Origin of the sequence: Exiguobacterium sp. s181, assembly GCF_018617125.1 — a bacterium.
Taxonomy (GTDB): Bacteria; Bacillota; Bacilli; order Exiguobacteriales; family Exiguobacteriaceae; genus Exiguobacterium; species Exiguobacterium profundum.
The window spans coordinates 113,694-139,660 of record NZ_JACSJM010000001.1; the positions used below are offsets into that span (position 1 = coordinate 113,694).

Genomic DNA, 25,967 nt, shown 5'->3' on the forward strand with positions numbered 1-25,967 from the left:
AAAGGCTTGTCGCATATCAATGTCGACAAGCCTTTTTGTATACCTATACTCACAATCCGAGTGAGATGTATTTGACTTCTAAAAATTCCTCAATACCGTGATGACCGCCTTCACGACCGAGTCCGCTCTCTTTCCAACCACCGAAAGGCGCTTGCGGCGTTGACGGAAGTCCGTCATTCACACCGACAATCCCATACTCTAGCGATTCAGCTAAATAGACCGCCTCATTGATGTCTTGCGTGAACAAGTAAGCGGCTAAGCCGAACGGCGTGTTGTTCGCCCGTTTGATGACTTCATCGAGCGAATCGAACGTTGCAATCGGTGCGACGGGTCCGAACGTTTCTTCGTTCATGCAGAGCATGTCTTCATTCGCATAACGGATGACGGCAGGACGGATGAATAAGCCGTCTAGCACCTCGCCACCGTACACTTCACCGCCACGAATCTGTGCGTCCTCAATATGCTTTTCGACTTTACTGAGCGCATCGTCATCGATGAGCGGACCGATGTCGACACCTTCCTCTAGTCCGTTGCCGACTTTCAACGCTTCGACCTCTTTAATGAAACGCTCCGAGAATTCATCGACGACGGCGCGTTCGACATAGATTCGGTTCGCGCAGACGCACGTCTGTCCACCGTTTCGGAACTTTGTGGCGACCGCTTGCGGAACAGCCTTATCTAAATCCGCTTTGGCCGTGACGATGAGCGGGGCATGTCCACCGAGTTCGAGTGAAATCTTTTTCATCGTGTCCGCAGCGTCACGCATGAGCATTTTTCCGACTTCCGTTGATCCTGTGAACGTCAATTTTCGGACCCGTTTATCTTGTTGCCACGCTTTGACGATATCTGAAGCTTGTCCAGTGACAAGGTTGATGACCCCTTTTGGGAATCCGGCCTTCTCCGCTAATTTGACCAATTCGATGGCGGTCAACGGGGTCGCCGATGCTGGTTTCATGACGACCGTACAGCCTGCAGCGAGCGCCGGAGCGACTTTCCGTGTGATCATGGCAGCCGGGAAGTTCCAAGGTGTGATGGCTGCGATGACGCCCACCGGTTGTTTGATGGCAAAGATTCGTTTCTGGTTTGATGAAGCAGGAATCGTCTCTCCGTACACGCGTCGTCCTTCTGCTGCATACCAGTCGATGAATCCATTTGCATAGTTGATTTCACCGATTGCTTCCTTGAGCGGTTTCCCTTGTTCCTCGACCATCGTTCGGGCAAGCTCTTCTGTATGTTCTGCAATCAAACGATGCCACTCATTGAGTAGCTCCCCTCGTTCTTCTGCTGTTTTTTGTTGCCATTCTTGTAACGCCTCATGTGCAGCATCGACGGCTTGTGTCGCTTCTTGTGTATCACTTTTTGTCACGACGGCCATCACATTGCCTGTAGCCGGATTGCGTACCTCGATCGTTTGTCCCGTTTCTGTCCATTCCCCATTAATGAAATTTTTCTCTTCTCGCATCTTGATTTCCCCTTTCCAAAAAGTGCACAGTTAATTAGAGGATACCCGTTTTTCTGAAACGCACACAAATTTCCAAAAAATGAGGGGATACTATGTGGATCATCATCATAGGCTATTTAGTCGGAAGTCTGCTCGGGGGCAGACTGTATGGGGTGCTAAGTGGACATGATTTAGCGACAACTGGTTCGAAGAATACCGGTGCACGCAATGCGCATCGCATCGGTGGAGTAAAGGCGTTTCTAATCGTCTATGGATTCGACGTGCTCAAGACGATTCTCGTCCTACAGATGAGCGGATTGTATTTTTGGGAGACGGCGTTCGCACTCACGCTCGGGCATATTTATCCATTTTGGCGAATCCGTGCAGGTGGGAAGGGATATGCCGTTTTTTCTGGAATCATATGGGCATATGACCCGTGGTGGTTTATTGGGGGTCTTGCTATCTTGTTACTCTTAATCAAATTAACAGGGAACTCTCGCGAGACGGGATTAGTCATGCTTACGTTATTACCGTTGGCAGCTTTCGGAAGTCTCGAAGATGTCATCTGGGCCACGCTGATTACGATTCTTATTATCTATCATCATGTGAAGGAGGAAAAAGCATGATTGTGTACCGAAAAGCCGAAGTATCAGATTTTGAAGCGATACATCGGTTGAATTACGAAACATTCGTCGAAGAGATTCCGCAACATCCACCGAATCAGAAAAGGCGACTTGTCGACAAGTTTCACGAAGAAAATACATATTGGATTGGAGAAGTGGATGGGGAAGTGGTCGCCATGTGTGCGTTACGTGGTAAACGACCATTTTCATTGGAACAAAAGGGTGTGCGCATTCCTGAAGGGAATTGGCTCGAGATTCGTCTGCTCGCTGTGACTAAACCTTATCGGCGCAATCGAACGTTCGCTGGATTGATGCGTGCGGTTATCGATGATGCGACAGAGCGTGAGGTTGATGGCATCGTCATCAGTGGAACGACACGTGAACAAGTGCTCTATCGTCGATTTGGGTTTGTCCCATTTGCGGATCCAATCGGTCCTGAGGAAGCACGATATGTGCCGATGGTGTTAACGCGTTCGGCTTTTTATGAATCCAAATCAGCGTCGATTCTACGCCCGAAAAGTTTACTAGCAGGACCCGTTGAATGTTCGGAACGCGTGAGAGAACGACTCTCCATGCAGCCGCGCCCACATCGTTCAAATGAGACGGGACGAGTGCTTGAAGCGGTGCAACAAAAACTGGCGGAACGAATCGGACTCCCGCATGTCTATACGCTTCTTGGAAGTGGGACGGTCGCCAATGATGCGGTCGCGGCTCGATTGGACGGACACGGGCTCATATTCAATGCGGGTGAATTTGGAGAACGTTTGATTGACCATGCCCGGCGTGTCGGTCTGTCTTTTGACGTGGTCTCAGTGGACCAAGAGGGGCAGTGGGATATTTCTCAACTCGAGCGCATTGCACCAGACTGGGTATGGACGGTTCATTGCGAGACATCGTTAGGGATTTTCATCAATCTCGACCCGCTCCATACATGGCAAGGCATTATCGCCATTGATGCGATCAGTGCCGTCGGAACGCTCGTTTATGACTATTCATTTGCGGACTACGTGACCTTCTCTTCAGGAAAGGCGTTACGGAACGCCCCGGGTCTCGCGTTCGTCGCAATGAAGCATCCGGCGATTGCGACACCACATACAGCGCGCTATTTGGATTTATCCCTCTATCAACCGATTGCCTTCACACAATCGGAACCGCTTCTCTCAGCGATGGCGATCGCGCTGGATGAGTTGACAGAAGATGAAGTCGTTTCACATTCTGTAAAGATGAATACGTTGCTTAATGCCTTACAAGAGAACGGTTTATCGGTCGATGTGTGTCCCGCCCAATCACCTGGCATCATCACGATTCCAGTTCCGTGCGAGCTATCCTCGGTCGAGCTCGGGCGCCAACTGTCCTATCAAGGCTATCTCGTCCAGTATGAGAGTGGCTACTTAAAGCAGGCGAACGTCATTCAAGTATCGACCATGGGTTGGACGACACCCCGCATGATGCGTGACGTCGGTGCTTATATCGCACAATGGATTCAACAAAAAACCGCCACTGCTGAGAGTGACGGTTCGCTTATACTCGAAAGTCTTGGCGTGCCAAATGACGAATCTTTCGTCCGAGGCGTCTCCAATTGAAATAAGCTAAAACGGAGACGACGCCACCTGACCAGAAGAGCCATTCATCCGGTCGAATATAGCCGAGTAGGCCGACGAGCAAACCGAGCAAGATGACGATGGCATTGAACGTCTGACGGTGCAAGAGTTCCTTGGATTCAAGGTTTCGTTGGAACATCGCTTGCTCCGACAGACGTTTTCGTGTCGGTTCTTTTAAGTAATTATCCAGAAGTGGAGGAACGTTTAACAGTTTCTTCGCATAGTTGATTCCGGTCTTCACGTAACGATTTTGAAGCGTTGTCCCGTCTTCCTCGAGCCATTCGATGACAATCGGTTTACCGAGTGTGAACAGGTCGATTTTTGGGTCGAGGATTTGCAGGATCCCGAGTAAGGTCGAAGCGGCACGACCGAAGAAGGCAAATTCCGCCGGGAGCTGAATCGGTTCGTTTTTGACGAGCAATTGAATGTCCTGTAACACTTTCTCAATCAATTTCGTATCGACGGTATCGATGTCCGTTTCTAGGTAGAAAGTGACCGCTTTCTCTAGTGCTTGGCGAATGTTTTGTTTGTTTGCCGTCGGTAAGAGGAAGCGCAAGTCTTCTAATCCATCGACGATGCTATCATAGTCGAGCGAGATGAATGCCTGTAAGATATTCCGAATCGTGGCCATGTCTTGCGCCGTTGTTTGTCCGACCATACCGAAATCGAGTAAGATGATGGTGCCATCGGCTCGAATTTGGACGTTTCCGGGGTGTGGATCGGCATGGAACTGTCCACCAAACAATAGCTGTTCGGCAGCGAGTGTGAAGAGTCGTTCAGCTAGGGCGGAACGGTCGATTCCATTTTCTTTTAAAAAGGCGAGGTCGGTGATTCGGCGTGCGTCGACCCAGTCCATCGTCAAGACGCGGTTCGTACAGAGATGTTCGTGATAGTCCGGGATATAAATGTCTCGGTTGTCGGCGTATTTGGCTTTAAAATACAGGGCGTTTTTTAATTCGGTTTGAAAATTTAGTTCATCCCCGATGACAAAAATCATTTGGCGATATAAGCTATCTAAGTCGGTTGATTTAGCGAGGGATGTCCGCTTTAACATCGATGTGACAATCCGCATCGCACGGAAGTCGGTCCGGATGATTTTTTCGATATTCGGACGCTGGATTTTGATGGCGACCCGTTTGCCGTTTTCAAGAAGCGTGGCACCATATACTTCTCCGATGGAAGCCGAGGCGACGGCGTCGATGCCGACGTCTTTGACGACTTGGGTATATGGGACGCCCCATTCTGCCTCTAGAATCGCGCGCGACTTCTCCCAACCAGACGTCGGGACACGGTCGACGAGCTCTGATAGCTCGTTCAAGACGGCGGGTGGCAATAAGTCTGCACGAATTGATAAGAATTGTCCGAGTTTGATTAACAAGCCCTCGAGTCGTAGCGCGTTACGCTTATACTCACGTGCGAGCTTGAGCATCAGTGCTTCATATTCTTCTGTCGTGGCGACACCTTGTTGTTGTTTGCGTGAAAAGGCGTACAGCCGAATGATGAATCGGGCGAACATGGTGACGATAATCCATATGCGGAACAAAGCGATACGTTTCATTGTAATACCGACATCCTTTACGACAGTCGCACGACTGACCTGAATTTTTGTAACTATACTTTACCATACAATGCGTTGAAGAAAGGGCAAGGGATGTTCATGGAGTGGGAATTGCTCAACGTCGTCGGAACGATTGCGTTCGCGGCGAGCGGAGCCATCATTGCGATGGATGAAAAATACGATATTTTTGGGGTGTGGCTATTGGCGTTTATCACTGCCTTCGGAGGTGGCGCGATTCGAAACGTCCTGTTAGGAAACCCCGTCAGCTTAATTTGGCAACAGAATGATTTATTTATTTTATGTTTTCTTGTCGCACTCCTCATCTTCCTGCTCCCGAGTGTCGTATTGCCACATTGGGAACGCTGGGGTGTCATTGTCGACGCCATTGGTCTCGTTGCGTTTGCCTTTCAAGGGGCACAAGTCGCCATCAAGCTTGATTTACCTTTATCTGCTGCGATTGCGGCGGCTGTCTTGACTGGCGTTGGCGGAGGTGTGGTCCGGGACTTATTGGCAGGACGTAAGCCTCTCGTCTTACAGTCTGAGGTGTATGCGATTTGGGCGATTCTCATTGCGGTCATTACGTATTACTTCAAGCTCGAAGGCGGTCTTGCTGTGTACGCGCTTTTAATTGTCGTCGCGACACTTCGAGTGATATCCTACTATCGGAAGTGGAATTTACCAGCACGAAAAGTCAGATAAGGGGGAACGGAAATGAAGATATTATTAATGATCGGTGCCGGATTGATGGCACTCGGTGTGGCACTTGGTGCATTCGGCGCCCATGCGCTAAAAGAGAGATTGGCGCCAAACATGTTGGCAAACTGGCAGACAGGTGTGCTCTACCATATGGTGCACGCGCTTGGAATCATTGGGATTGCAGCGCTCCTCATGCGCGTGAGCATCAGCCAGTTCAACGTGGCCGGTTGGCTCATGTTTGCGGGGATCGTCTTCTTCTCAGGAAGCTTGTACGTCATGGCATTGACGGGAATTACAAAACTCGGAGCCGTGACACCGATTGGCGGCGTGTTATTCATCGCTGCCTGGATTTTTGTCATCGTCGGTGCGATGAAACTATAACTTGAGAATCCATGTATTCGATATCCATGCCTTTGCTCATGTTCACATGCAGCGACGGCATGGATTTTTTTGATGAGTCACCCCATTAATTGGAAAAGGGATATACAGCCCTATTCGCTTATTATTTTAAAATAAGGTAAAACGTTCTCTATTTACATAAAACATTACAGAAAGATGTCAAATCGAACAGTCTGAAAAGGTATTGGTAAATAATAAGTTCTATGCATTCATTGTCCGAACCTTTGTTCTTGCGTAATAAAATTGAAATATAACTTTAACAGGAAAATATCTATCAGTTAGATATAATTAGTCGTGTTGAAACTCAACCAAATGATCGTTTTTGTTACATACTGAAACGGCTTTAAATATGTAGTGTAGTAGGTACTCACGTTTGTCATTTAAGAAAGGATGTACCCCATTCATGAATTGGAAACGCACAGTCTCGACGTTGACGCTCGGTGTGATGCTCATCAGCACACATACAGTTGCGGATGCATCGACTTCGATTAAAGAGAAGCAAGAACAACAACAAAAAGTAAAAGAAAAGCGCGACAGTGTGAAAAAAGACCAGTCAGAAACATCTTCAAAAATTGAAGGAAACAAGGAAGAGATTTCAAAAGTTCAGGCTGAGGTCAACAAAATGGACGCACAATTGCAAGACATCATCAATGATGTCGCCATGAAACGCCAAGAAATCAAGCGCACCGAGATGAAGATCGAGGATCTTGAAGCCGACATTAAAGATTACCAAGAAAAAATGAAGGCGCAAGAAGCGATGATGAAAGAGCGTATGGCCACGATGCAAAAGAACGGTGGCGGTTCAATCAACTGGGCTGAGTTCATCTTCGGTTCAAAAAATCTCTCTGATCTCGTGACACGTATGATCACAGCTGGAACGATTCAGCGTAGTGACCAAGAGTTGTTTGATGACTATGAAGCGACACAGCGTTCGTTGAAAGAAGCGCAGGCTGACTTGAAAGCAGAGCGTGCTTCACTTCTTGAACAACAAAAAGCACTCGAAGTGCGTCAAGCCGAGCTTGAGAAGAAAATGAAGCAACGTGAAAAACGCATCAAAGAGCTTGAAGAGAAGAACATCAAGTTCGAATCGCAAATCTTTGACCTTCAAGAGATTGAAGCAACATTAGTCGCTCAAGAACAGGCGATCGCGGCTGAAATCGAAGCGCAACGTCGCGAAGAAGAGGAAGCCCGTCGTCGTGCGGAAGAGGCAGCTCGTCAAGAGGCGGCACGTAAAGCGGAAGAAGCCCGCCAAGCAGAAGCTGCACGTCAAGCTGAGGCTGCTCGTCAGGCAGAGGCGGAACGAGAAGCGGAAGCGGCTCGTCAAGCTGCTCAACAAAAACAAGACAATAAATCGAATACCCCGTCTTCATCGTCTTCAAACAACACGAGACCATCAACGCCAGCTCCAAAACCGGCACCGGCGCCAACGCCAGCTCCGAAACCAGAGCCAAAGCCGGCACCGACGACATCGACGCCAGCACCGTCTAGCACGATGTTCATTCAACCAGCTTCAGGACGCTACTCGCAAGGATGGGGTCCGGCAAGTGGTGCGTATGGTTACACGTTCCATAACGGTGTAGACATCGCCGGTCCAACAGGGACACCGATTCGTGCATCTGCGACAGGTACGGTCATTCGTGCAGGTTGGGGTGGTGCATACGGCAACCACGTCATGATCGCGCACGTCATCAACGGTCAAGTTTGGACGACGGTTTATGCGCACATGAACTCGGTATCTGTCAGCTCTGGACAGCGTGTGACGCAAGGGTCGAACATCGGGACGCTTGGAAACACAGGGAACTCGTCAGGTCCGCACTTGCACTTTGAGATTCATAAAGGCGGCTACTCATACTCGGCAACGAGTGCGGGTAGCACGGTCAATCCGCGTCAGTTCTTCTGATGCATCAACCAAAAAGCTCCTTTCGATTGCGAAAGGAGCTTTTGTGCGTAATAAATCCCTCCGCTGTCGCGAAGGGATGCTTGTTAATTGGCTTGTTCGATATCGCTTGGACGATCTTGTTTTTTACGCATTTGTTCACGCACGTAATAGATGATCGTCAACCCAATCAACCAAGGTACGCCGAACTTCAGCAAGATGTTGAAATCCGTGAACCATGTCGTGATCATCAGGCTGAGCAGTAAGACCGCCCCGAGCAATGGGAGGAATGGATATCCCATCATGCGGACAGGGAGTTTTCGCCCAGTCCATTTCTTACGGAAGAACAAGTGGGAGACGAAGACCATGAACCAAGTGAAAATAGCTCCGAACATCGAGATTCCCATCAAGAATGGATACGACGACTCCATGAATACTTGTAGCAAAGCGGCGAGGATGATCCCGCCCGTTGAAACGAGTAGCGCGAACATCGGGATCCCATTTTTGCTGATTTTTTTGAACGCTTTCGGTGCATCGCCGGCTTCCGCAAGCGAGTACATCATACGTGTCGACGCGTAAAGCTGCGCGTTCATCGCAGACAAGGCGGCGATCAAAATCACAAAGTTGAGGATGCCTGCCGCGAACGGGACATCAAACTGTTCCATGACGAGCACGAACGGACTTTGGTCGATCCCGGCTTGCTGCCATGGGATCAGCATGAGCATGATCGCGAGCGTGACGACATAGAAGAACGTCAAGCGGAACACGGTCGCGCGTAAAGCGCGTGGTACAGCCTGGTCCGGGTCTTTCGCTTCTCCCGCTGTCACAGCGACAAGTTCGGTTCCAAGGAAACTGAAGAGGGAGATGAAAATCGTCACCCACATTCCGTAAAAACCGAACGCGAAGAAGCCTTCGTTTCCTGTCGTGATTGACTCAATTGGTGATCCTGGTTCGCCGAACAATGTGGCGGCACCGAGGACGATGAATAGGATGATGGCAGTTACTTTGATGAAGGATAACCAGTATTCGGTCGTTCCGAACGTGTGAACGTGACGGGCGTTGACGTAAATGAGTAGTCCACCGAAGAGGGCGACCCAAACGAACCCGTTCACATCTGGGAACCAGTAGCGCATGTAGATGGCGATGGCACTGACTTCAACCCCTACAGCCAGTACGTTCGCGACCCAGTAAGAGTAACGGACGAGAAAACCGGCGAGTGGATGAACGTATCGCTCGGCAATCGTTCCGAATGATCCGGATGTTGGATGGGCGACCGTCATTTCGGCGAGCGCACCCATGAGTAAGAGGACGATGAACGCCCCGATGGCATAGCTGACGAGCACGCTCGGGCCAGCGGTTTGAATCGCGAGACCGCTTCCGAGGAACAGCCCGGTTCCGATGGCGCTCCCGAGGGAAATCATCGTAAGTTGCCGGGTGGACAGCTCGCGTTTTAGTTTATTTGTTTCCAAAATCGATTCTCCTTTAGCTGAGTGAAATGTTGTTGTGGACGACTATAGCAGACGAAAAAAAACAATGTCAATTCGAAAAATCGATGAAGGTTTCTCATTTTTGGATGCACATATAGAGGCAAAGTTTTTATATTTTTTTATTTGACATGGATTCATCTGCCCTGTATAGTACGAATTAACTTAACTGAAACGAATAAAGGCGTCGACGAAGAGAAGTAACGACGAATCCTGTATGACAGAGAGCTGATGGTTGGTGCGAATCAGTATATGGGACGTCGCGAATGGACTTCTGAGCTCTAAACCGAACTTTGAGTAGGCTTTAGCGGGTTACCCACCGTTATCACGGGGAAGCGGATGATTGTCCGTGAAGTGGGTTCTTTGGAACCAACGAAGGTGGCACCACGGGGTTACTCGTCCTTCTTATAGCGCAGGCTATGAGGAGACGGGTGACCCCTTTTTCGTTTTAACAATATAAATCGAGGATTGAGAAGAGTAGCGCGAGAAGACGTTTCGTCCAGAGAGTCAGGGATGGTGAGATCCTGACCGAGGCGTCCGCGTGAATGGGCTCATGAGAGCATGGCTGAAGAGAGTAGGTCGTGACGGTTTCCCCCGTTATCGGGATACGATGTGATTGCATCGGAGAGTGGATTCTTTTGAATCAACGAGAGGTGGCACCGCGGTCTTGAACCGTCCTCCATACGACGACTGTCGTGTGGAGTTTTTTTATACACATTTTTAGAGGGGGAACCGACGATGATTCAACAATTGGAGACAAACGCATTATCAACAGCAGATATGAAAGTGGCAGCCAGCGAAATGTTCCAAGCGGATGAAGCGCAAATCGAACGAGTGCTTTTGGCGATGAAAGAGCGCGGTGAGACAGCAGAAGAGATGGCAGGACTCGCGGCATACATTCGTGAAGCGGCACAGTTCCCCCAGAGTGATTTACCCGTACTCGATGTGTGTGGTACCGGCGGCGACGGGGCGCATACGTTCAACATCAGTTCGACCGTCGCCTTTGTCCTGGCTGGTCTTGGGATTCCGGTCGCCAAGCACGGGAATCGAAGCGTCTCGAGTCGATCCGGGAGCGCGGACGTCCTAGAGGCACTGAACGTTCCAATCGTGAAGACGGCAGCGGAAGTACATGCTGACTTGAAACGGACGAACTTGAGTTTCCTCTTCGCCCAGCATGTCCATCCGATTATGAAGCACGTCATGCCGGTCCGGAAACGACTCGCGACGGCGACCATCTTCAACCAAATCGGACCGTTAACGAATCCACTTCGCCCGAAACGACAACTTGTCGGTGTCTATCATCCATCATTGCTCGAGAAGATGGCGACCGCGATGCGTCATCTCGGCGTGGAGCGCGGCATGGTCGTCCATGGTGCAGGTGGACTCGATGAAGCGAGCCTCGCCGGTGTGAATGACGTATATTTCTTTGATGGGGAACAGACGGCGCGTTACGCGGTCGACCCACGAGATGTCGGCTTGATGCGGGCGCCGCTTGAAGCGCTACGTGGAGGCACACCAGAAGAGAACGCCGCGACACTTCTTGCCGTATTGAATGGAGAGTCGGGACCGGCACGCGACGTCGTCTTATTGAACGCGGCACTTGCCCTTTGCACGTATGGTACGACCGCAACGCTTCGTGCAGGAGTGAAAGAAGCAAAACGTAGTATCGATGAAGGGCACGCCTTACGGGTATTACAAAACTTACAACGTACGGAGGTCGAAGCATGAGTTATTTAACGAAAATCATCGGAACGAAAATAGAAGAGGTTAGCGGCATGCAGCCCATCGATGTCCCCGTGACGAAACCGATCTCTCTCTTACATGTGATGAGCGAGGGATTCCATATCATTTCAGAGATCAAACGGTCGTCCCCCTCGAAAGGAATGATTCGGGAAACGGTCGACGTCGCCGAACGGGCGCGTCAATACGAACAAGCCGGTGCGACGATGATTTCCGTTTTGACAGACACGACATACTTCAACGGTTCGTTTGACGATTTGCGACAAGTTGCCGATGTCGTCACCATCCCGGTGCTCTGTAAAGATTTCATCATCGATGAACGACAACTCGACTATGCGAAGCATTACGGGGCGAGTGTGGCACTTTTGATCGTGGCGGCACTCCATCCGACACGTCTTCAGGAGTTGACGCGATATGCGCGCTCCATCGGTCTCGACGTCTTAGTGGAAGTACATGATGAGGCGGAGTTGCGCATCGCCCTCGAACTTGATGACGTGTTGATCGGCATCAATAACAGAGACTTAAAAACGTTCGAGGTATCCCTCGAAACATCGATTGATTTGATGAAACGCTATCCTGAGGTCACATTCGTCAGCGAGAGCGGGGTCAGTTCGGTCGAGGCGGCTGCGCGTTTACAAGAAGCTGGGGCAAGCGCCATTCTCGTCGGGGAAGCACTCATGCGTGAAGAGGACCCGACCCGATTACTCGAGGAGTTGAAAACATGTTCGTTAAAATCTGTGGACTAAAAACAAAGGAAGCTGTTGAGGCGGCGGTCGAGGCGGGAGCGGATGCAATCGGGTTTGTCTTCGCCCCGAGTTCCCGTCAAATCGACGTGGCGACTGCGAAGACACTGGCCGCACACATCCCGGAATCGGTTCGAATCGTTGGTGTGTTTTTAAGTCCTTCAATGGAAGAGATTGAGGAAACGTTGAATGTAGGACTGACGGATTTACAAATTCACCATCGGACGCAGTCAATGGAACAACTCCGTATCTTCGGATTGCCCATCATCGATGCGTCGACCGAGGAGACGGCAGATGTACGATTGATGGATCATCCGAATCCGGGAAGTGGACAGGTGTTAGACTGGGGCGCAATCGACCGGCCGCAGCGTCCGTTTTGGCTAGCGGGCGGGCTATCCCCGGAGAATGTGAGACAAGCGATTCAACTCATCCAACCAGACGGCGTCGACGTCTCGAGCGGTGTCGAGACGGACGGTGTGAAAGATATCGAAAAAATTCGTGCGTTCATTCAACGCGCCAAGGAGGAACTATGATGTATGCACAACCAGAAAACGGGAAGTTTGGACAATATGGTGGGAAGTTCATTCCAGAGACGCTCATGCAGGCGGTCGAAGAATTAGAGGTCGCTTATGAAGAGGCGAAGCAAGATCCTGAGTTTCAAGAACGATTCTCTTCCTTATTACGTGAATACGTGGGACGTGAGACGCCACTTTATTATGCGTCGAACCTAAGTCGTCGCCTCGGGACGAATGTCTATTTGAAACGTGAAGACTTGAACCATACCGGTGCCCATAAGATCAACAATACGATCGGGCAGGCGCTCCTGGCGAAACGGATGGGGAAACAGAAAGTCGTTGCGGAGACAGGCGCGGGACAACACGGTGTCGCGACGGCAACAGTATGCGCACTACTCGATTTAGAATGTACCATCTTCATGGGTGAGGTCGACGTCGAGCGACAAGCGTTGAACGTGTTTCGGATGGAACTTCTTGGGGCGAAAGTCGTCCCTGTCAAATCAGGAAGTCGCACCTTAAAGGATGCCGTCAATGAAGCGCTCCGTTACTGGGTCAAACATGTCGACGATACGCACTATGTGATGGGTTCTGTTCTCGGACCGCATCCATTTCCGCAGATGGTACGTGATTTCCAAAGCGTGATCGGGACAGAGACACGTCGTCAAATCCTCGAACAGACGGGACGCCTTCCGGATGCCGTCGTCGCTTGTGTCGGCGGAGGGAGCAACGCCATGGGGATGTTCTATCCGTTTTTAAACGATGAGTCGGTCGCGCTCTACGGTGTCGAAGCGGCAGGAAGTGGCATTGATACGGATAAACACGCAGCGACCCTCACAAAAGGGGAAGTCGGTGTCTTACACGGGTCGCTCATGTATGTTTTGCAAGACGCAGCGGGTCAAATCGAGGAAGCGCACTCCATTTCAGCTGGACTCGATTATCCAGGGGTAGGACCGGAGCACAGTTTCTTGAAAGATATTGAGCGGGTGCGCTATGCGGCCGTCACGGATGACGAGGCACTCGATGCGTGTCTCGCACTCAGCCGACAAGAAGGAATCATTCCTGCATTGGAGTCTTCACACGCCCTTGCTTATGCAGAGACGCTCGCGAAGACGATGGGAGAAGACGATACACTGGTGATTTGTTTATCAGGGCGCGGAGACAAAGACGTCCATACAATCCGAGAGAAGGTGGCGACACGATGAAACTAGAGACAGCGATTCGACAGCGAGAAGGAGCGGCGTTCGTTCCGTATATCATGGCCGGTGACGGCGGGATGGACCGGCTCATCCCGACCGTCGTGGAACTAGAACAGATGGGTGCGACGGCGATTGAACTCGGGATCCCCTTCTCTGATCCGGTAGCGGATGGACCGATTATTGAGGCGGCAGGAATGCGCGCGCTTGAAGCAGGTGTGACGCTTGAAATGGTATTGAACCATTTAATAGAAGGAAATGATCAATTTAACGTTCCAATCGTCTTGATGACCTACTTGAATCCAGTGTTTCGGTTCGGGGTCCAACCGTTCTTTGATCGGGCGAACGAATGTGGGGTGAGCGGGGTCATTATTCCTGACCTTCCGTTTGAGGAGAGTCTCCAGTTATTCGCAGATATTAATCGGCATGACGTCGCCGTCATTCCGCTCGTCACGTTGACGAGCAGTGAGGCGCGGACAACGTCCATCTTAGAAAAAGCAGAAGGATTCGTGTATGCGGTCACGCTCAAAGGAACGACCGGGAAAGCGGATGTATTCCCGGACGAGCTTCTCGCCTACTTAACTCGATTGACTGAGCAGTCACGTGTTCCCGTCTTAGCAGGATTCGGAGTCCATCGTCCGGAGCAAGTGCAGACGTTGGGACAAGCGTGTGACGGTGTCGTCGTCGGGAGTTTCATCGTCGAGGCACTTCATGAAGGACGGACAGAAGAGGTTGAGACGTTGATTCAATCAGCAAAACACTTACACGCATAAGAAAACCGGCGCTTCAAATGAGGCGCCGGTTATTCGTTTACTCATAATTCCACTCGGTCTAGCCCATCTTCACCAAATGTTTGGTCGAGTTGATCATGACGATACATCGAAGCGAGCACATATAAAAGGTCGCCTTCTTCGATGGATGTCTGTCCATTCGGTGGAATCAAGTATTCGTTTCGGACGATGGCGTTCACGACAGTGTTTGGTGGGAGTGTGATATCCGCTAGCGTCTTGCCAATCATCGAAGAACTCTCCGTGACAACATAAGGGACGAGCTTATGTTGAGACTGTTTACTCGAGACGAGGGCGATCGTATAGGGAGAACGGATTTTATCCGGTCCGAGTAACCCCAATTTTTCAGCGAGCGGTGTCAACGTCGTCCCTTGAATCAAAGCACTCGTCACGACGACGAAGAAGACGGCATTGAATAAGAGTTGACTGTCCTCAATACCGGCAATTAAAGGGAATGTAGCTAAGACGATTGGGACAGCTCCCTTTAGCCCGGCCCATGAGATAAATAGTTTCTCTTTTCTCGTAAATGACATGCCAAGTGTCGATAAATAGACGGCAATCGGACGTGCCAAGAACATAAGGACGAATGAGATGAGTAGTCCTTTCCAAATCAAATCCGGCTCGATGAGTTGACGAGGGAAGACGAGTAACCCAAGGATGACGAACATGATGATTTGCATGATCCACGCGAGCGCTTCTGAGAATTGGACGATTGTCACTTCATGCGCTGTATCCGCATTTCCGACAATCATGGCGGCGATATAGACGGCGAGTAATCCGCTTCCCAATAAGTAAGCTGTGACACCATAGGTAAGGAACGCCATGGAAATCATGAGGACGGCATGCAGTCCGCTCGAATCAAGTCTCAAGTGGTTCAACATGAGGCGAGACAGTTGTCCAAGGATGAAGCCGATTAATGCCCCGACAACGATTTGAAGGGCGAACATCCAAATTCCGTCCCAAATGGTCGTATCCGGCTTCATCATGAAGTCGAGGGCGAGAATCGTCAAAAACATCGCCATTGGGTCGTTCGTGCCGGACTCGGCTTCGAGAGTCGCACCGACTTTCGGTGAGATATTCTTTCCTTTAAATGCGGCAAAGACGGCCGCAGCGTCGGTCGAACCGATGATCGCACCGAACAAGAAAGATTCAATCCAATCGAAACCAAATACGAAACGAACGGCCACGGCGACCACGGTCGTGGTAATCAATACTCCAAGCGTCGCCAGCGAGGCAGAAGGGGCGAGGACGCTCCGGATTGATGACCATTTCGTTTGAAGACCCCCTTCAAACAAAATGACAATCAAGGCAGCGACTCCAATCAGCTGCGCTAAATTCGAGTCGTCAAAGAAGATGAGACCAGTAATGTCACTTCCCATGATCATGCCGATTCCCATAAATAAAATCAGGGCGGGCAAGCCGAATCGAGTCGAGATTCGTGTCGCCATGACACCGGCAACGAGAAGTAGACCGAAGAGTAAAATGAGTACATCAGTACTTATAACAGGTACGGGCAAACACAACACTTCCTTTCTGAAACAATACTCTTAAGTTCATTATACCATGAAATCGTCTGATATTTCAGAATTGAGGATTAGGCAAACCATACACATTGGAATTGTCGGTTATGAATATGGTAAAGTAAACACATCATAGAAGGAGGAATGATGATGTCTAAAATTCACGTCATTCATGAAAACGAAGAATGGACGAACCACCTTGTCCACCGTTTAAAAGAATTGAACTTGCCATATGAATTGTGGCACTTGGACCAAGGGACGATTGACCTCGAAGCAATGCCCCCGGAAGGTGTCTTTTATAATCGGATGAGTGCCTCCTCGCACACACGTGGGCATCGGTACGCACCAGAATTGACGGAAGGCGTCCTCGCTTGGTTAGAGGCAAATGACCGGACCGTGTTTAACGGCACACGTGCCATCCGCCTCGAAGTGAGCAAAGTCAATCAATACACGGCGCTTCGACGTGAAGGAATTCGCGTGCCGAAGACGATTGCGGCAGTCGGTAAGGCGCAAATCATCGAAGCGGCTGAGCAGTTAGGTTTGACACCGTTCATCACGAAACATAACCGTGCCGGAAAAGGACTCGGGGTCCAATTGTTCCATACGATCGAAGGACTCAAAGAATATGTATATGGTCCCTCGTTCGAGGACTCGGTTGACGGCATCACGCTCATTCAACAGTATATCGAAGCCCCGGAACCGTATATTACCCGCTGCGAATTCATCGGCGGAAAGTTCCTGTATGCGGTGCGCGTCGATACGTCGGAAGGATTCGAGCTCTGTCCTGCTGATGCCTGCTCGATTGAAGACCAGTTCTGTCCGGTCGGGGAGACGCCACCGGCGAAGTTTGAAATCGTCGAAGGATTCGATGACCCGATCATTCCAAAGCTCGAACAGTTCTTGAAAGCGAATGCGATCGATATTGCGGGGATTGAGATCATTCGAGACCGATACGGAAACGTCTACGCCTATGACGTCAATACGAACACGAACTATAATTCCGATGCTGAAGCGAAAGCGGGACGCTACGGAATGCTGGAATTGGCTACTTTCTTAGGCGACGCACTTCACGTCACCACGACAAAATAAGGGTCAGGCGCTCGCCTGACCCTTTTGCTGTGTATGTTTGAGTTGCTCTTCAAATCGATGTTGGACTAATTCTGCTGTCGGTGCCATTCGTTCGATGAACGAATCTAAACGTTCCGCAGTGTCACGATCGGTTTCTTTAAACACGCGCATCGTTGTTCACCTCGTTAATCAGGATAACTTGCTTACATCATCCTTAATTCCCGAGGTGTTATACGCGTAAACCTTTTACACGCTAAAGAATGTGCTCAAATTTTCTTTCGGTAAGATGTTCCCAACGTAGAAGTCGCCGAACTCACCGTATTTCGCACTCACTTCATCAAAACGCATCTCGTAAACGATTTTCTTGAACTGAAGTGAATCTTCAGCGAAGAGTGTGACGCCCCATTCCCATGCGTCGAATCCAGTCGACCCACCGATGAACTGCTGAATCTTACCAGCGTAGCTACGGCCGATCATGCTGTGGCGATACATGAGGTCTTTGCGCTCATCCATCGACAACATGTACCAGTTGTCGCCGTCGCGACGAGCCTTGCTCATCGGATAGAAACAGATGTGTGCGGCCTTTGGAAGTGTCGGATAGAGGCGTGAACGGATATGAGGGTTTTGATACGGGTCCCCGTCTCCAGATCCGCGATACATCCCGAGCTCGATGACCGACACGTATGAATACGACGGAATCATATAGTCGTATAGCGCTGTTTTGCGGAATGCGCGCTCGACGTCTTCAAGTTCGTTGAATGTTGGACGAAGCACCATCAAGACGAGGTCCGCCTTCTGGCCGAGAATCGAGTAGAAGGCGTGGCTTCCTTCACCTTTTGCTTCCACTTCTTCAAGTGAGGCGAGGAACGCAGTGAACTCCTCAATCATCTGTTCACGCTTTTCAGCATCGACGAGTTTCAAACGAGCCCAATCAATCGTGCGGAAATCATGAAGTGTATACCATCCGTCTAATGTGGCGGCGGCATGTTGTGTATCTGTTGTAGGTACTGGACGTTCTGACATAAAAAAATCTCCTTTCGGGACTTGGCTTCGCCGTCTATTTTACCATACACGCTTCACTGACTGGCAACTTTGAGGCACTGTGAGGGTTATCACGATTCATGACGGGTAAAGAACAGAGGACAGAAACATGAAAACGGCTACAAAAATGGCTGTATCAGTCGATTTGTCGAAACTGTTCTATTCATATAATGATTGATTCTAGGCGATTTATGGCGAAATGGGCAGAATAGTTTATTTTGAAAAGGGTACTGTGTATAATTGAAATCGCGTAAAGACACAAGTCAACGGCAAAACCATTAGCAGTCATGCTGTAAATTGAGAAAAGGGGTTCATTCGTTATGAAATTATTTGAAACGTTGAAGCAAAAAGTTAGCCCGGTTCGTCCAACCATCGTCTTCCCGGAAGGTATCGATGAGCGTGTTCTTGGAGCCGCTGTTCGATTGAAAGCAGACGGTATGGTAGAACCGATCGTCGTCGGTGCGAAAGCAGATCTCGAAGCGGTTGCGGCGAAACACGGTTTCGACATCTCAGGTTTGACACAATATGACCCAGCGACATACGAAGACATCGACGTTCTCGTCGAATCATTCGTCGAGCGTCGTAAAGGGAAAGCGACGGCTGAACAAGCACGCGAACTCCTTACATCAGACGTGAACTACTTCGGAACAATGCTCGTTCACACAGGCAAAGCAGAAGGTCTTGTCTCAGGCGCGATGCACGCGACGGCTGATACGGTACGTCCGGCACTACAAATCATCAAAATGCAACCAGGCATCAAAAAGACGTCAGGTGTGTTCATCATGGTACGTGACGACGAGCAATATGTCTTCTCGGACTGTGCGATCAACATTGCACCGGACGCGGCGGACTTAGCAGAGAACGCGTTCTTGTCGGCAGCGACAGCGAAGACGTTCGGCATCGACCCACAAGTTGCGCTCCTTAGCTTCTCGACGAAGGGTTCTGCGAAGTCACCTGAAACAGAGAAAGTTGTGGAAGCGACACGCCTTGCGAAAGAGAAATCACCGAACCTTCCAATCGACGGAGAACTTCAATTCGATGCGGCATTCGTTCCTAGCGTAGCGGCGAAGAAAGCACCGGGTTCTGACGTTGCTGGTAAGGCGAACGTATTCGTCTTCCCAAGTCTTGAAGCAGGGAACATTGGCTACAAGATGGTTCAACGTTTCGGTGGATTCGAAGCGATCGGTCCAATCCTTCAAGGTCTCAACAAACCAGTGAACGACTTATCACGTGGTTGTAACGAAGAGGACGTCTACAAATTGACGCTCATCACAGCAGCACAAGCAATCGACGAGCGCAACGAAGCGTAAGTCCGGAGCATCCTTCTTATAGAAGGGTGCTTTTTTTGATGGTCCGTTATAAACTATTCAAGAAAGGAGTGTTGAAATGGACGAACTAGATGAGAGCGTTTTATTACCTGAAGGACATCGTTACGCCATGTTTGGTGGTGGGGATGACTACCCACTTAAGACGTATTATGAAGGGGTATTTGAAACGGTCTTCATCGCGTTTCATCCATTCCTTGCTCCAATAGATCACTCCGCCGCGGTTGATTGTTATGCCGATCTGGACAAAAACGAGGTCGAACAGCAATTTCGGGCCGTTACATGGGAAGAGATGAGGCGAAGACTAGGTTTTCGTGACGTGAGCCGTATCGATCATGCGCTCCGAACGATGATTAGGGCGCTAAAACCACATGCCGAAGATCGAGCAGGGGCGAATCACATCATTGAATATTGCGAACGTGAGAATGTGCTTCCACCAGGTGAAGGGGAACTATCGAATCTACAAAAGAATCAAGTGTTGCGTGTACTCTTGGAGATGGGAGAAGGCTGGATCTGGACCGGAGACGAATTTTGTACGGAACGGCATCTCATCCATCTCAGTGAGACGCTAGCCGCTGATACGTGGGGCATGCAACATCGGACGTTTTTCGGTTATCAACACGAATGGCTCATCGTCCCACCTTGGGATAGCCATTTCACGTTGTTTTGTGGCAATCGCGCGTTGATCGAACAGGTCGTCGAACGATGCGAGCTCGAGGGATTTTATTGTGACGCTGAGACGACCATCAACTGGAGTTTGTCGGAGCATAAGCTGAGGTAAACTAAAAGAGGAATCCATGATTGAAAGGGGAACTATGTATGCAAAGCATCCATGCGACAGAATTAAGAGAAAAATTAGAGAACGGGGAGTCTCTCCATATCATCGATGTGCGCGAGCAAGATGAATATGAGGCAGGGCATATCCCGAACGTACCACTCTATCCATTATCGGAATTCCCACAAGTGACAGAAAAGTTGGCACAAGATAATGTCTATCACGTCATCTGTCGTTCAGGTGGACGGAGCCAGACGGCGTGTGATTACTTAGAATCGCAAGGTTATAAAGTCGTCAATGTCGACGGCGGAATGCTCGCTTGGGACGGCGACATCGAGGCGTGATGCTAGAGAATCCTTGGGTCGTCGTACCGCTTCTCCTTGCGCTCTACCTCACGGTCTATGCAGTGATGAAGCGATTTGACTGGGAGAAGTGGCGACTCGTCTGGGCAGTGTGGGTGATGCTCATCATCATCCTATTGACGATTGAACTCGTGACAAGTCTATAAAAAATGCGGAACCTTCTTTAACAGAGGTTCCGCATTTTTTATGCGTCTTGACGCTTATCGAATGTGATCGATGCAATCGCGTCGTGTTGGTGAATCGACTCTTCGTTACGGCATTCGACGAAGAAGTTCACGACTTGTTTCATCTCGTACAAGTCAGCCGCGATCAAGCGGACCATATCCTCGACGAAACGTGGGTTTTCGTATGCGATTTCAGTCGCACGTTTCTCATCCGGACGTTTGAGGACAGGGTGAAGTGGTGCTGAGGCGTTTGACTCCGCTGCATCGAGAAGGGCTGCACGCCAATCGAATCCGTCCATCGATGTCTCATCAAGACCGGCTTCGATCGTGATGTACCCACGTTGGTTATGGGCGCTGTACTCACTGATTTCTTTTGAACATGGGCAAAGCGTCGTGACGTTGATGACGAGACCGACTGTCACGTTTGCGACGCCCGTTTCGAGGTTATATGTCACACGGTGCATGACGTCCGCGTTCATCAAACCGCTAAGACCTGTCGCAGGTGCTTTACGCGTGAAGAACCATGGGTAACGGATTGTCAATTGGCCTTCTGTTTGTTCCATACGCTCGGCGAGCTCTTGCGCGAACTCGATTAACGAACGGTTTGATACCGTCCACCCTTGTTGATGGTACGCGTCGAGCTGCTCTGTCAAACGAGACATGTTGATCCCTTTACGGTCTTGTACGAGCGATGTCGTTAATTCAAATGTGGCGACCGTTGACTGGACTCCTTCTGGCGTCTCGACGTTCACAGGATGTTTCACGTTCGAGATCCCAACACTGTCGAGGGCGAACAAGAAGTTTTTCGGTGTATTTTGTAAATCGACCATTTGTTCTTTTTCGGTCGGCTTTGTTCCTTTAATCGGTGGGACCGACCCGAACAATTTATGTCGTTCTGCTTTAGTAGGTAAAGCGACATGGCTTGTAGACATAATCGGATTCTCCTTTTTTCGAGCGATTTAAAGCACCACTCGTTCTTGTTAGGATTTTATCACGAAATGATGGCTGAACGGGTATGATTTTGCTCTCATAACATGTTTTGAATATGCAATCGGAAAAAATCCTTCAGATATTGAAGAAAGAGGATTGATTTACTTTGTGAACGGGAATAAAATGGTCCTGTGAACTTAAAAAATAGATCACTCTTAAATATGAAGGAATTGAAAGAAAAAAGGAGATGTTTTTATGGATTGGCAGTTAATCCTGCAGTACGCCTGGATCGTCGTCGTGCTCGTCGGTTTAGAAGGCTTGTTATCTGCAGACAACGCGCTCGTCTTGGCCGTCATGGTTAAACACTTACCGCGTACAGAACAGAAAAAGGCATTATTTTATGGACTCCTCGGGGCGTTCGTCTTCCGATTTATCGCATTGTTCTTAATCTCGTTCTTAATCAACGTATGGCAAGTTCAAGCGATTGGTGCATTTTATCTGATTGGAATGAGTGGTCGACACTTGTATATGACGTATAAGGCACGAGGCCAAGAACCGAAGCAAGACTTGGCGGCTGAAGCGAAAGAAGAGACGGCTGTCACGGAGAAGCCGGTGTCGAAGAAAGAATTTTGGCTCACTGTCGCAAAAGTCGAATTTGCGGACATCGCCTTTGCGGTCGACTCAATCTTGGCAGCAGTCGCGCTCGCTGTGAGTGTCAAACCGCTTGGTCTCGGGGAAATCGGTGGGATTGACTCGGGTCAGTTCTTCGTCGTCTTGACAGGTGGACTCATCGGGGTCGTCTTGATGCGATTCGCAGCTCGGATTTTCGTCAAGTTGCTTCATCAGCGTCCGACACTTGAAACGGCCGCTTTCATCATCGTCGGTTGGGTCGGGGTCAAGTTGACGGTGCTCGTACTTGAACACCCTGGTTTCAAGGAATTGATTGCCGGAACACCATTCGAATTCGTGGGACTCCCAGACGGGTTCGTCCACTCGACAGCTTGGACGATTTTCTTCTGGTCGGTCATGGTCGGGATTGCGACATGGGGCTGGTTCTCATCGAAACCGACAGCGGTCAAACAATAAAAAGTGGTCTCTCGTTTTTAAGCGAGAGACCTTTTCTTATGCAGTTACATTCTCTTTGTCGTAAATCGGCACCCACCCCTCAGTCGTCACGAAAATGCGAACGGCGACGACTTGACGGTCTTCTTGCAACGTGAAGTAATGACGTGTGTTGACCGGTACGGAGATGAGGTCACCCGGATTGAGCTCGATATTGAAGTATCCGCGCTCAGCATCATCGATTGCAAAAATGCCGTGACCACTGACGATGAAACGAACCTCGTCATCTGTATGGTGATGCTCTTTTTGGAAGTTGACGAGCAGTTCATCTAAATTCGGTGTCGAATCGGATAGTGAGATGACGTCAGCCGTCTTGTAGCCGCGTCGTGCCGACACATCTTGAATCTCGTCACGGAACGTCGCCAAGATAGTTTCTTTGTCCTCGTCTGTCAGTTGATAGTTTTCTTGAAGGGAAGCCGGTAATTTCGCGATATCCCATGCTTCGTAAAGGATGTCTCGTGATTCTAAAAAGTCACGTACCTCTTGTTGATCACTGACGCGTTCTTCGGTTTGTTGAAAATAAATTGTTGCCATGTTGAATTCCTCCTTATGAATGGACGCCTAGGGCGCGTAATTTTAATGAATAGCTAAACAAAAATTCATATGCCTCTAAATAACGTTTTGCCGCAGCGGGCGTTTCGCCCCAAACGGTGATCCCGTGGTTCCGGATGAGGACGGCACCGGCATCGCCTGTGACATGTAGCGCGAACGCACGGGCGAGCGTCGGGATATCCGCGTGATTTTCGATAATGGGAATCCGGACACTTGCCGTCTCTTCCCAATAACCGAGCGCCTTGATGATTTCTTGACCTGTGAACGTCACGTGACCTTTTGCTGCATACAGTTCCGAGATGACGTTATTGTCGACCGTATGCACGTGAAGTGAACAGGTTGCGTTCGTGTTGTTAAAAATTTCGACGTGTAGCAACGTTTCCGCGGACGGTTTGCCTGTCTGCTCTCCAATCAATTGACCGGTCGCATCAACGAGGACGAAATCTTCATCGGTGCGCTTTCGTTTATCACGACCGCTTGCCGTCACGAGGAACGTCAACGGGTCGTCCGATACGCGGATTGCCAGGTTCCCGCTCGTTCCGGGGAACCAGTCTCGTGCGGCGAGCTCGTCTTTAATGTCGGCAAGTTCTCCCCACCGTTCTTGCACAGTCATACGTTCACTCCTTTCATATGAGCTGAGATATCGTAGAATGTCTCGAACGGAACATGTCGAATTCCTTCCGCCTCACATAGCGAAATCAATTGCCCCCGTGCATACACGACGTCGGCACGTTTGGCGATTTCAAAATCAGTGACAGAGTCCCCGATGACAATCAACGTGTCGGTAGGTGAGACGATCTGTCGAGCAATCGTCGGCTTGCAGCATCCGCAGTCGTTCGAACAATGAACATCGCATGCATGAGGCCATGTGACGCGCGCTGTCTCTCCTGAAAAATCAACGTGATTGCAGAAGATGTGTTCCGGTGCGACGTAACCTTCTAAAATCGGATGGACGAAAAAGTCCATGCCCCCACTGACGACATCAAATCGAAAGCCGTGCGACTGGGTCTCTTGCAAAAACTCGACAAACCCCGCTCGAAGCGTGATGGTCGACTGAAGAAACTCACGATACTGCTCTTGCTGGTTACTTGGGAGCAAGCTGAACATCTGACCGACGCCTTCGCGAATGGAGAGCGTTTGGTTCAACACACCATCTTTGAGTTCGACCCATTCAGGTGGGGCGAACCGTCGCATCAACGCGATGATGTTATCTTCTTCCGTGATGGTCCCGTCGAAATCACAGATGACGTGCGTACTCATCGCGCACCCCACGCATCTAATGCAGTCGTTAAGGCATCAGTCTCGCTCGTCTTACCGATTGCCTGATCGATCGCTTGGCGGAACGCCCTCGCTCCGGCAGCCGCACCGTCTGGGTGTCCGTGAATCCCGCCGCCGGCATTGATGACGACATCCGTTCCGAAGTCACGAATCAAATCCGGGACGAGTCCTGGGTGAATCCCGGCAGAGGGGACCGCCAGAATCGGTTTCGTCCAATGGGATTCCGTCGCATACGTTTGAATCTGTTGTGTTTCGTCTTTCGGTGTCGACAGCGAACCGTATGGCGAAGGGAAGAGCGTCAAGTCCGCCCCGGCGAGTCGAATCAGTTTCCCGAAGAGTAGGGAATGACGAATCGATCCGGTCAACGCTCCTGCAAAAGCGGGATGTGCCAAAATCGGGACGTGAATCTCAGAATCTTTGGCGAGCTCTCGCAATGCGTCAAGCCCGTACGTATACACGTTGAACAACAATGCGGTCGCGCCTGCCTCAATCAATCGCTTCGCCTGGTCGCGTAAGGTGAAAACGGGACCGCTCAACGTCACTGCGTATAGAACGGAACGACCCGTCAATTCTTTATGTTCTTGAATGATCGATGTTCCAATCCGAGCCCGTTCGAGCGATGGGGTGAGCGGATTGTCATATAAAATCTCGTCGTCTTTCACGAGATCGATGCCACCTGCGAACTGGTCCCAGAGTTGTGTCGCCAAAAAATCAAGGTCCCGTCCGATGACGCCTTTGAAGATGCTCATGGCGAGCGGTCGGTCGTGTACTCGAAGGATGTCGCGGACCCCTTCGACTCCGAATGCGGCACCCGGAAAGTCCGGTTCGAGTTCCTCTGGAAGCGAGAGGTCGACGAGTTTGACGTTTGGGTCGAGCGACAGTTTTCCGAATGTCGTCGTCAGAATGGACGAAAAGTCCGGTGTCACGTTATGTAGCGGGTAGCGAATCGAGAAGCGACTTGTCGTTTCTTGTTGGGACGTGGCGATGACCTCACCTCGGAACGCTTGCAGTTGATATTGTTCGAGATGGTTCAACTCGGTCCATGTCCCGACGGTCAGCTCATGTGCGATTTTCTCAGCTACACGCTCGACGTGATCGGTATGTTTGATTTCATAAGTAGCGATGATTCCCATAAGTTCCTCCTTTCAGGTCAAACAAAAAATGACCTCTTGG

At 50.0% G+C, this 25,967-nt stretch carries 27 protein-coding genes and 2 other annotated features; of the genes, 16 read left to right on the forward strand and 11 right to left on the reverse strand.

Annotated features, from left to right (window positions below; genetic code table 11):
* Positions 1 to 49 precede the first annotated feature (49 nt).
* The gene (locus tag KNO70_RS00715) at positions 50 to 1,462 is read right to left on the reverse strand and encodes an NAD-dependent succinate-semialdehyde dehydrogenase (protein WP_031422044.1); all 1,413 of its coding nucleotides are present in this window, start codon (positions 1,460 to 1,462) and stop codon (positions 50 to 52) included.
* Positions 1,463 to 1,554: 92 nt separating this feature from the next.
* Here KNO70_RS00715 and KNO70_RS00720 point away from each other — a divergent pair, with 92 nt between their 5' ends.
* Positions 1,555 to 2,067, forward strand: coding sequence for a glycerol-3-phosphate acyltransferase (locus tag KNO70_RS00720; RefSeq protein ID WP_214810761.1), 513 nt, complete (start codon positions 1,555 to 1,557; stop codon positions 2,065 to 2,067).
* A complete protein-coding gene (locus KNO70_RS00725; protein WP_214810762.1) occupies positions 2,064 to 3,647 on the forward strand; it encodes a GNAT family N-acetyltransferase in 1,584 nt (527 codons plus the stop codon). Before KNO70_RS00720 ends, KNO70_RS00725 begins: the two co-directional genes overlap by 4 nt.
* Here the strand turns inward: KNO70_RS00725 and KNO70_RS00730 are convergent.
* Positions 3,586 to 5,223 carry an ABC1 kinase family protein gene (locus KNO70_RS00730; RefSeq protein WP_214810764.1) on the reverse strand — a complete coding sequence of 546 codons (1,638 nt, stop codon included), beginning with the start codon at positions 5,221 to 5,223 and terminating at the stop codon, positions 3,586 to 3,588. The genes KNO70_RS00725 and KNO70_RS00730 overlap by 62 nt on opposite strands.
* 93 nt (positions 5,224 to 5,316) lie before the next feature.
* Here KNO70_RS00730 and KNO70_RS00735 point away from each other — a divergent pair, with 93 nt between their 5' ends.
* The 3 genes from KNO70_RS00735 (at position 5,317) to KNO70_RS00745 (ending at position 8,218) form a co-directional block, all read left to right on the forward strand.
* Positions 5,317 to 5,922, forward strand: coding sequence for a trimeric intracellular cation channel family protein (locus KNO70_RS00735; protein WP_012727503.1), 606 nt, complete (start codon positions 5,317 to 5,319; stop codon positions 5,920 to 5,922).
* A 12-nt stretch (positions 5,923 to 5,934) separates the two neighbouring features.
* Positions 5,935 to 6,300 carry a DUF423 domain-containing protein gene (locus KNO70_RS00740; RefSeq protein ID WP_074035530.1) on the forward strand — a complete coding sequence of 122 codons (366 nt, stop codon included), beginning with the start codon at positions 5,935 to 5,937 and terminating at the stop codon, positions 6,298 to 6,300.
* A gap of 421 nt (positions 6,301 to 6,721) precedes the next feature.
* Positions 6,722 to 8,218 carry a murein hydrolase activator EnvC family protein gene (locus KNO70_RS00745; RefSeq protein WP_214810766.1) on the forward strand — a complete coding sequence of 499 codons (1,497 nt, stop codon included), beginning with the start codon at positions 6,722 to 6,724 and terminating at the stop codon, positions 8,216 to 8,218.
* An 83-nt stretch (positions 8,219 to 8,301) separates the two neighbouring features.
* Here the strand turns inward: KNO70_RS00745 and KNO70_RS00750 are convergent, their stop codons facing one another.
* Entirely contained in the window at positions 8,302 to 9,615 is a 1,314-nt protein-coding gene (locus tag KNO70_RS00750) for an amino acid permease (RefSeq protein ID WP_240499887.1), read from the reverse strand.
* A gap of 241 nt (positions 9,616 to 9,856) precedes the next feature.
* Positions 9,857 to 10,085, forward strand: a binding site (T-box leader).
* Positions 10,086 to 10,133: 48 nt separating this feature from the next.
* Positions 10,134 to 10,361: a binding site (T-box leader), on the forward strand.
* Between the two features lie 55 nt (positions 10,362 to 10,416).
* Between KNO70_RS00750 and trpD the strand changes: the two genes are divergently transcribed.
* From trpD to trpA, 5 genes are read left to right on the forward strand one after another with little or no spacing between them, the layout of a single operon-like run.
* Positions 10,417 to 11,406: an anthranilate phosphoribosyltransferase gene (gene trpD / locus KNO70_RS00755; RefSeq protein ID WP_047794781.1), complete on the forward strand. Its 990-nt coding sequence runs from the start codon at positions 10,417 to 10,419 to the stop codon at positions 11,404 to 11,406.
* Positions 11,403 to 12,164 (forward strand): indole-3-glycerol phosphate synthase TrpC, encoded by a 762-nt coding sequence (trpC, locus tag KNO70_RS00760; protein WP_214810769.1) that lies wholly within the window; start codon positions 11,403 to 11,405, stop codon positions 12,162 to 12,164. Before trpD ends, trpC begins: the two co-directional genes overlap by 4 nt.
* A complete protein-coding gene (locus KNO70_RS00765) occupies positions 12,140 to 12,694 on the forward strand; it encodes a phosphoribosylanthranilate isomerase (protein ID WP_078147756.1) in 555 nt (184 codons plus the stop codon). Before trpC ends, KNO70_RS00765 begins: the two co-directional genes overlap by 25 nt.
* The gene (trpB, locus tag KNO70_RS00770) at positions 12,691 to 13,878 is read left to right on the forward strand and encodes a tryptophan synthase subunit beta (RefSeq protein ID WP_214810771.1); all 1,188 of its coding nucleotides are present in this window, start codon (positions 12,691 to 12,693) and stop codon (positions 13,876 to 13,878) included. The genes KNO70_RS00765 and trpB overlap by 4 nt, the downstream gene beginning before the upstream one ends.
* Positions 13,875 to 14,642 (forward strand): tryptophan synthase subunit alpha, encoded by a 768-nt coding sequence (gene trpA, locus KNO70_RS00775; RefSeq protein ID WP_214758084.1) that lies wholly within the window; start codon positions 13,875 to 13,877, stop codon positions 14,640 to 14,642. Before trpB ends, trpA begins: the two co-directional genes overlap by 4 nt.
* Positions 14,643 to 14,683: 41 nt before the next feature.
* Here the strand turns inward: trpA and KNO70_RS00780 are convergent, their stop codons facing one another.
* Entirely contained in the window at positions 14,684 to 16,174 is a 1,491-nt protein-coding gene (locus KNO70_RS00780) for a potassium/proton antiporter (RefSeq protein WP_078147753.1), read from the reverse strand.
* A gap of 153 nt (positions 16,175 to 16,327) precedes the next feature.
* Here KNO70_RS00780 and KNO70_RS00785 point away from each other — a divergent pair, with 153 nt between their 5' ends.
* Positions 16,328 to 17,266 carry an ATP-grasp domain-containing protein gene (locus KNO70_RS00785; protein WP_078147752.1) on the forward strand — a complete coding sequence of 313 codons (939 nt, stop codon included), beginning with the start codon at positions 16,328 to 16,330 and terminating at the stop codon, positions 17,264 to 17,266.
* A gap of 3 nt (positions 17,267 to 17,269) precedes the next feature.
* Here the strand turns inward: KNO70_RS00785 and KNO70_RS00790 are convergent, their stop codons facing one another.
* Positions 17,270 to 17,416 carry a hypothetical protein gene (locus tag KNO70_RS00790; RefSeq protein WP_012727492.1) on the reverse strand — a complete coding sequence of 49 codons (147 nt, stop codon included), beginning with the start codon at positions 17,414 to 17,416 and terminating at the stop codon, positions 17,270 to 17,272.
* A 75-nt stretch (positions 17,417 to 17,491) separates the two neighbouring features.
* Entirely contained in the window at positions 17,492 to 18,268 is a 777-nt protein-coding gene (hemQ, locus tag KNO70_RS00795; RefSeq protein ID WP_078147751.1) for a hydrogen peroxide-dependent heme synthase, read from the reverse strand.
* 338 nt (positions 18,269 to 18,606) lie between these two features.
* On the opposite strand from hemQ, the gene pta reads away from it, so the two are divergent.
* The 4 genes from pta (at position 18,607) to KNO70_RS00815 (ending at position 20,894) form a co-directional block, all read left to right on the forward strand.
* Complete coding sequence (pta, locus tag KNO70_RS00800; RefSeq protein ID WP_012727490.1) at positions 18,607 to 19,596, forward strand: phosphate acetyltransferase; 990 nt, start codon at positions 18,607 to 18,609, stop codon at positions 19,594 to 19,596.
* Positions 19,597 to 19,672: 76 nt separating this feature from the next.
* Complete coding sequence (locus KNO70_RS00805; protein WP_078147750.1) at positions 19,673 to 20,392, forward strand: DUF2711 family protein; 720 nt, start codon at positions 19,673 to 19,675, stop codon at positions 20,390 to 20,392.
* Between the two features lie 38 nt (positions 20,393 to 20,430).
* The gene (locus KNO70_RS00810) at positions 20,431 to 20,730 is read left to right on the forward strand and encodes a rhodanese-like domain-containing protein (protein WP_041917952.1); all 300 of its coding nucleotides are present in this window, start codon (positions 20,431 to 20,433) and stop codon (positions 20,728 to 20,730) included.
* Positions 20,730 to 20,894: a hypothetical protein gene (locus KNO70_RS00815; protein WP_168169878.1), complete on the forward strand. Its 165-nt coding sequence runs from the start codon at positions 20,730 to 20,732 to the stop codon at positions 20,892 to 20,894. The genes KNO70_RS00810 and KNO70_RS00815 overlap by 1 nt, the downstream gene beginning before the upstream one ends.
* A 38-nt stretch (positions 20,895 to 20,932) precedes the next feature.
* Here the strand turns inward: KNO70_RS00815 and folE2 are convergent, their stop codons facing one another.
* Positions 20,933 to 21,844: a GTP cyclohydrolase FolE2 gene (folE2, locus tag KNO70_RS00820; protein ID WP_012727487.1), complete on the reverse strand. Its 912-nt coding sequence runs from the start codon at positions 21,842 to 21,844 to the stop codon at positions 20,933 to 20,935.
* A gap of 253 nt (positions 21,845 to 22,097) precedes the next feature.
* Here folE2 and KNO70_RS00825 point away from each other — a divergent pair, with 253 nt between their 5' ends.
* On the forward strand, positions 22,098 to 22,928 hold the full coding sequence (locus tag KNO70_RS00825) for a TerC family protein (RefSeq protein WP_214810773.1): 831 nt from the start codon (positions 22,098 to 22,100) through the stop codon (positions 22,926 to 22,928).
* Between the two features lie 36 nt (positions 22,929 to 22,964).
* On the opposite strand, the gene KNO70_RS00830 is transcribed toward KNO70_RS00825, so the two are convergent.
* The 4 genes from KNO70_RS00830 to KNO70_RS00845 are packed head-to-tail and all read right to left on the reverse strand — an operon-like array spanning position 22,965 to position 25,927.
* Positions 22,965 to 23,498: a 1,2-dihydroxy-3-keto-5-methylthiopentene dioxygenase gene (locus KNO70_RS00830; protein ID WP_031422074.1), complete on the reverse strand. Its 534-nt coding sequence runs from the start codon at positions 23,496 to 23,498 to the stop codon at positions 22,965 to 22,967.
* A gap of 13 nt (positions 23,499 to 23,511) precedes the next feature.
* A complete protein-coding gene (locus KNO70_RS00835; protein WP_214685326.1) occupies positions 23,512 to 24,129 on the reverse strand; it encodes a methylthioribulose 1-phosphate dehydratase in 618 nt (205 codons plus the stop codon).
* Positions 24,126 to 24,776 carry a 2-hydroxy-3-keto-5-methylthiopentenyl-1-phosphate phosphatase gene (locus tag KNO70_RS00840; protein ID WP_078147746.1) on the reverse strand — a complete coding sequence of 217 codons (651 nt, stop codon included), beginning with the start codon at positions 24,774 to 24,776 and terminating at the stop codon, positions 24,126 to 24,128. The genes KNO70_RS00835 and KNO70_RS00840 overlap by 4 nt, the downstream gene beginning before the upstream one ends.
* Positions 24,773 to 25,927, reverse strand: coding sequence for a 2,3-diketo-5-methylthiopentyl-1-phosphate enolase (locus KNO70_RS00845; protein ID WP_214810775.1), 1,155 nt, complete (start codon positions 25,925 to 25,927; stop codon positions 24,773 to 24,775). The genes KNO70_RS00840 and KNO70_RS00845 overlap by 4 nt, the downstream gene beginning before the upstream one ends.
* Positions 25,928 to 25,967: the final 40 nt, after the last annotated feature.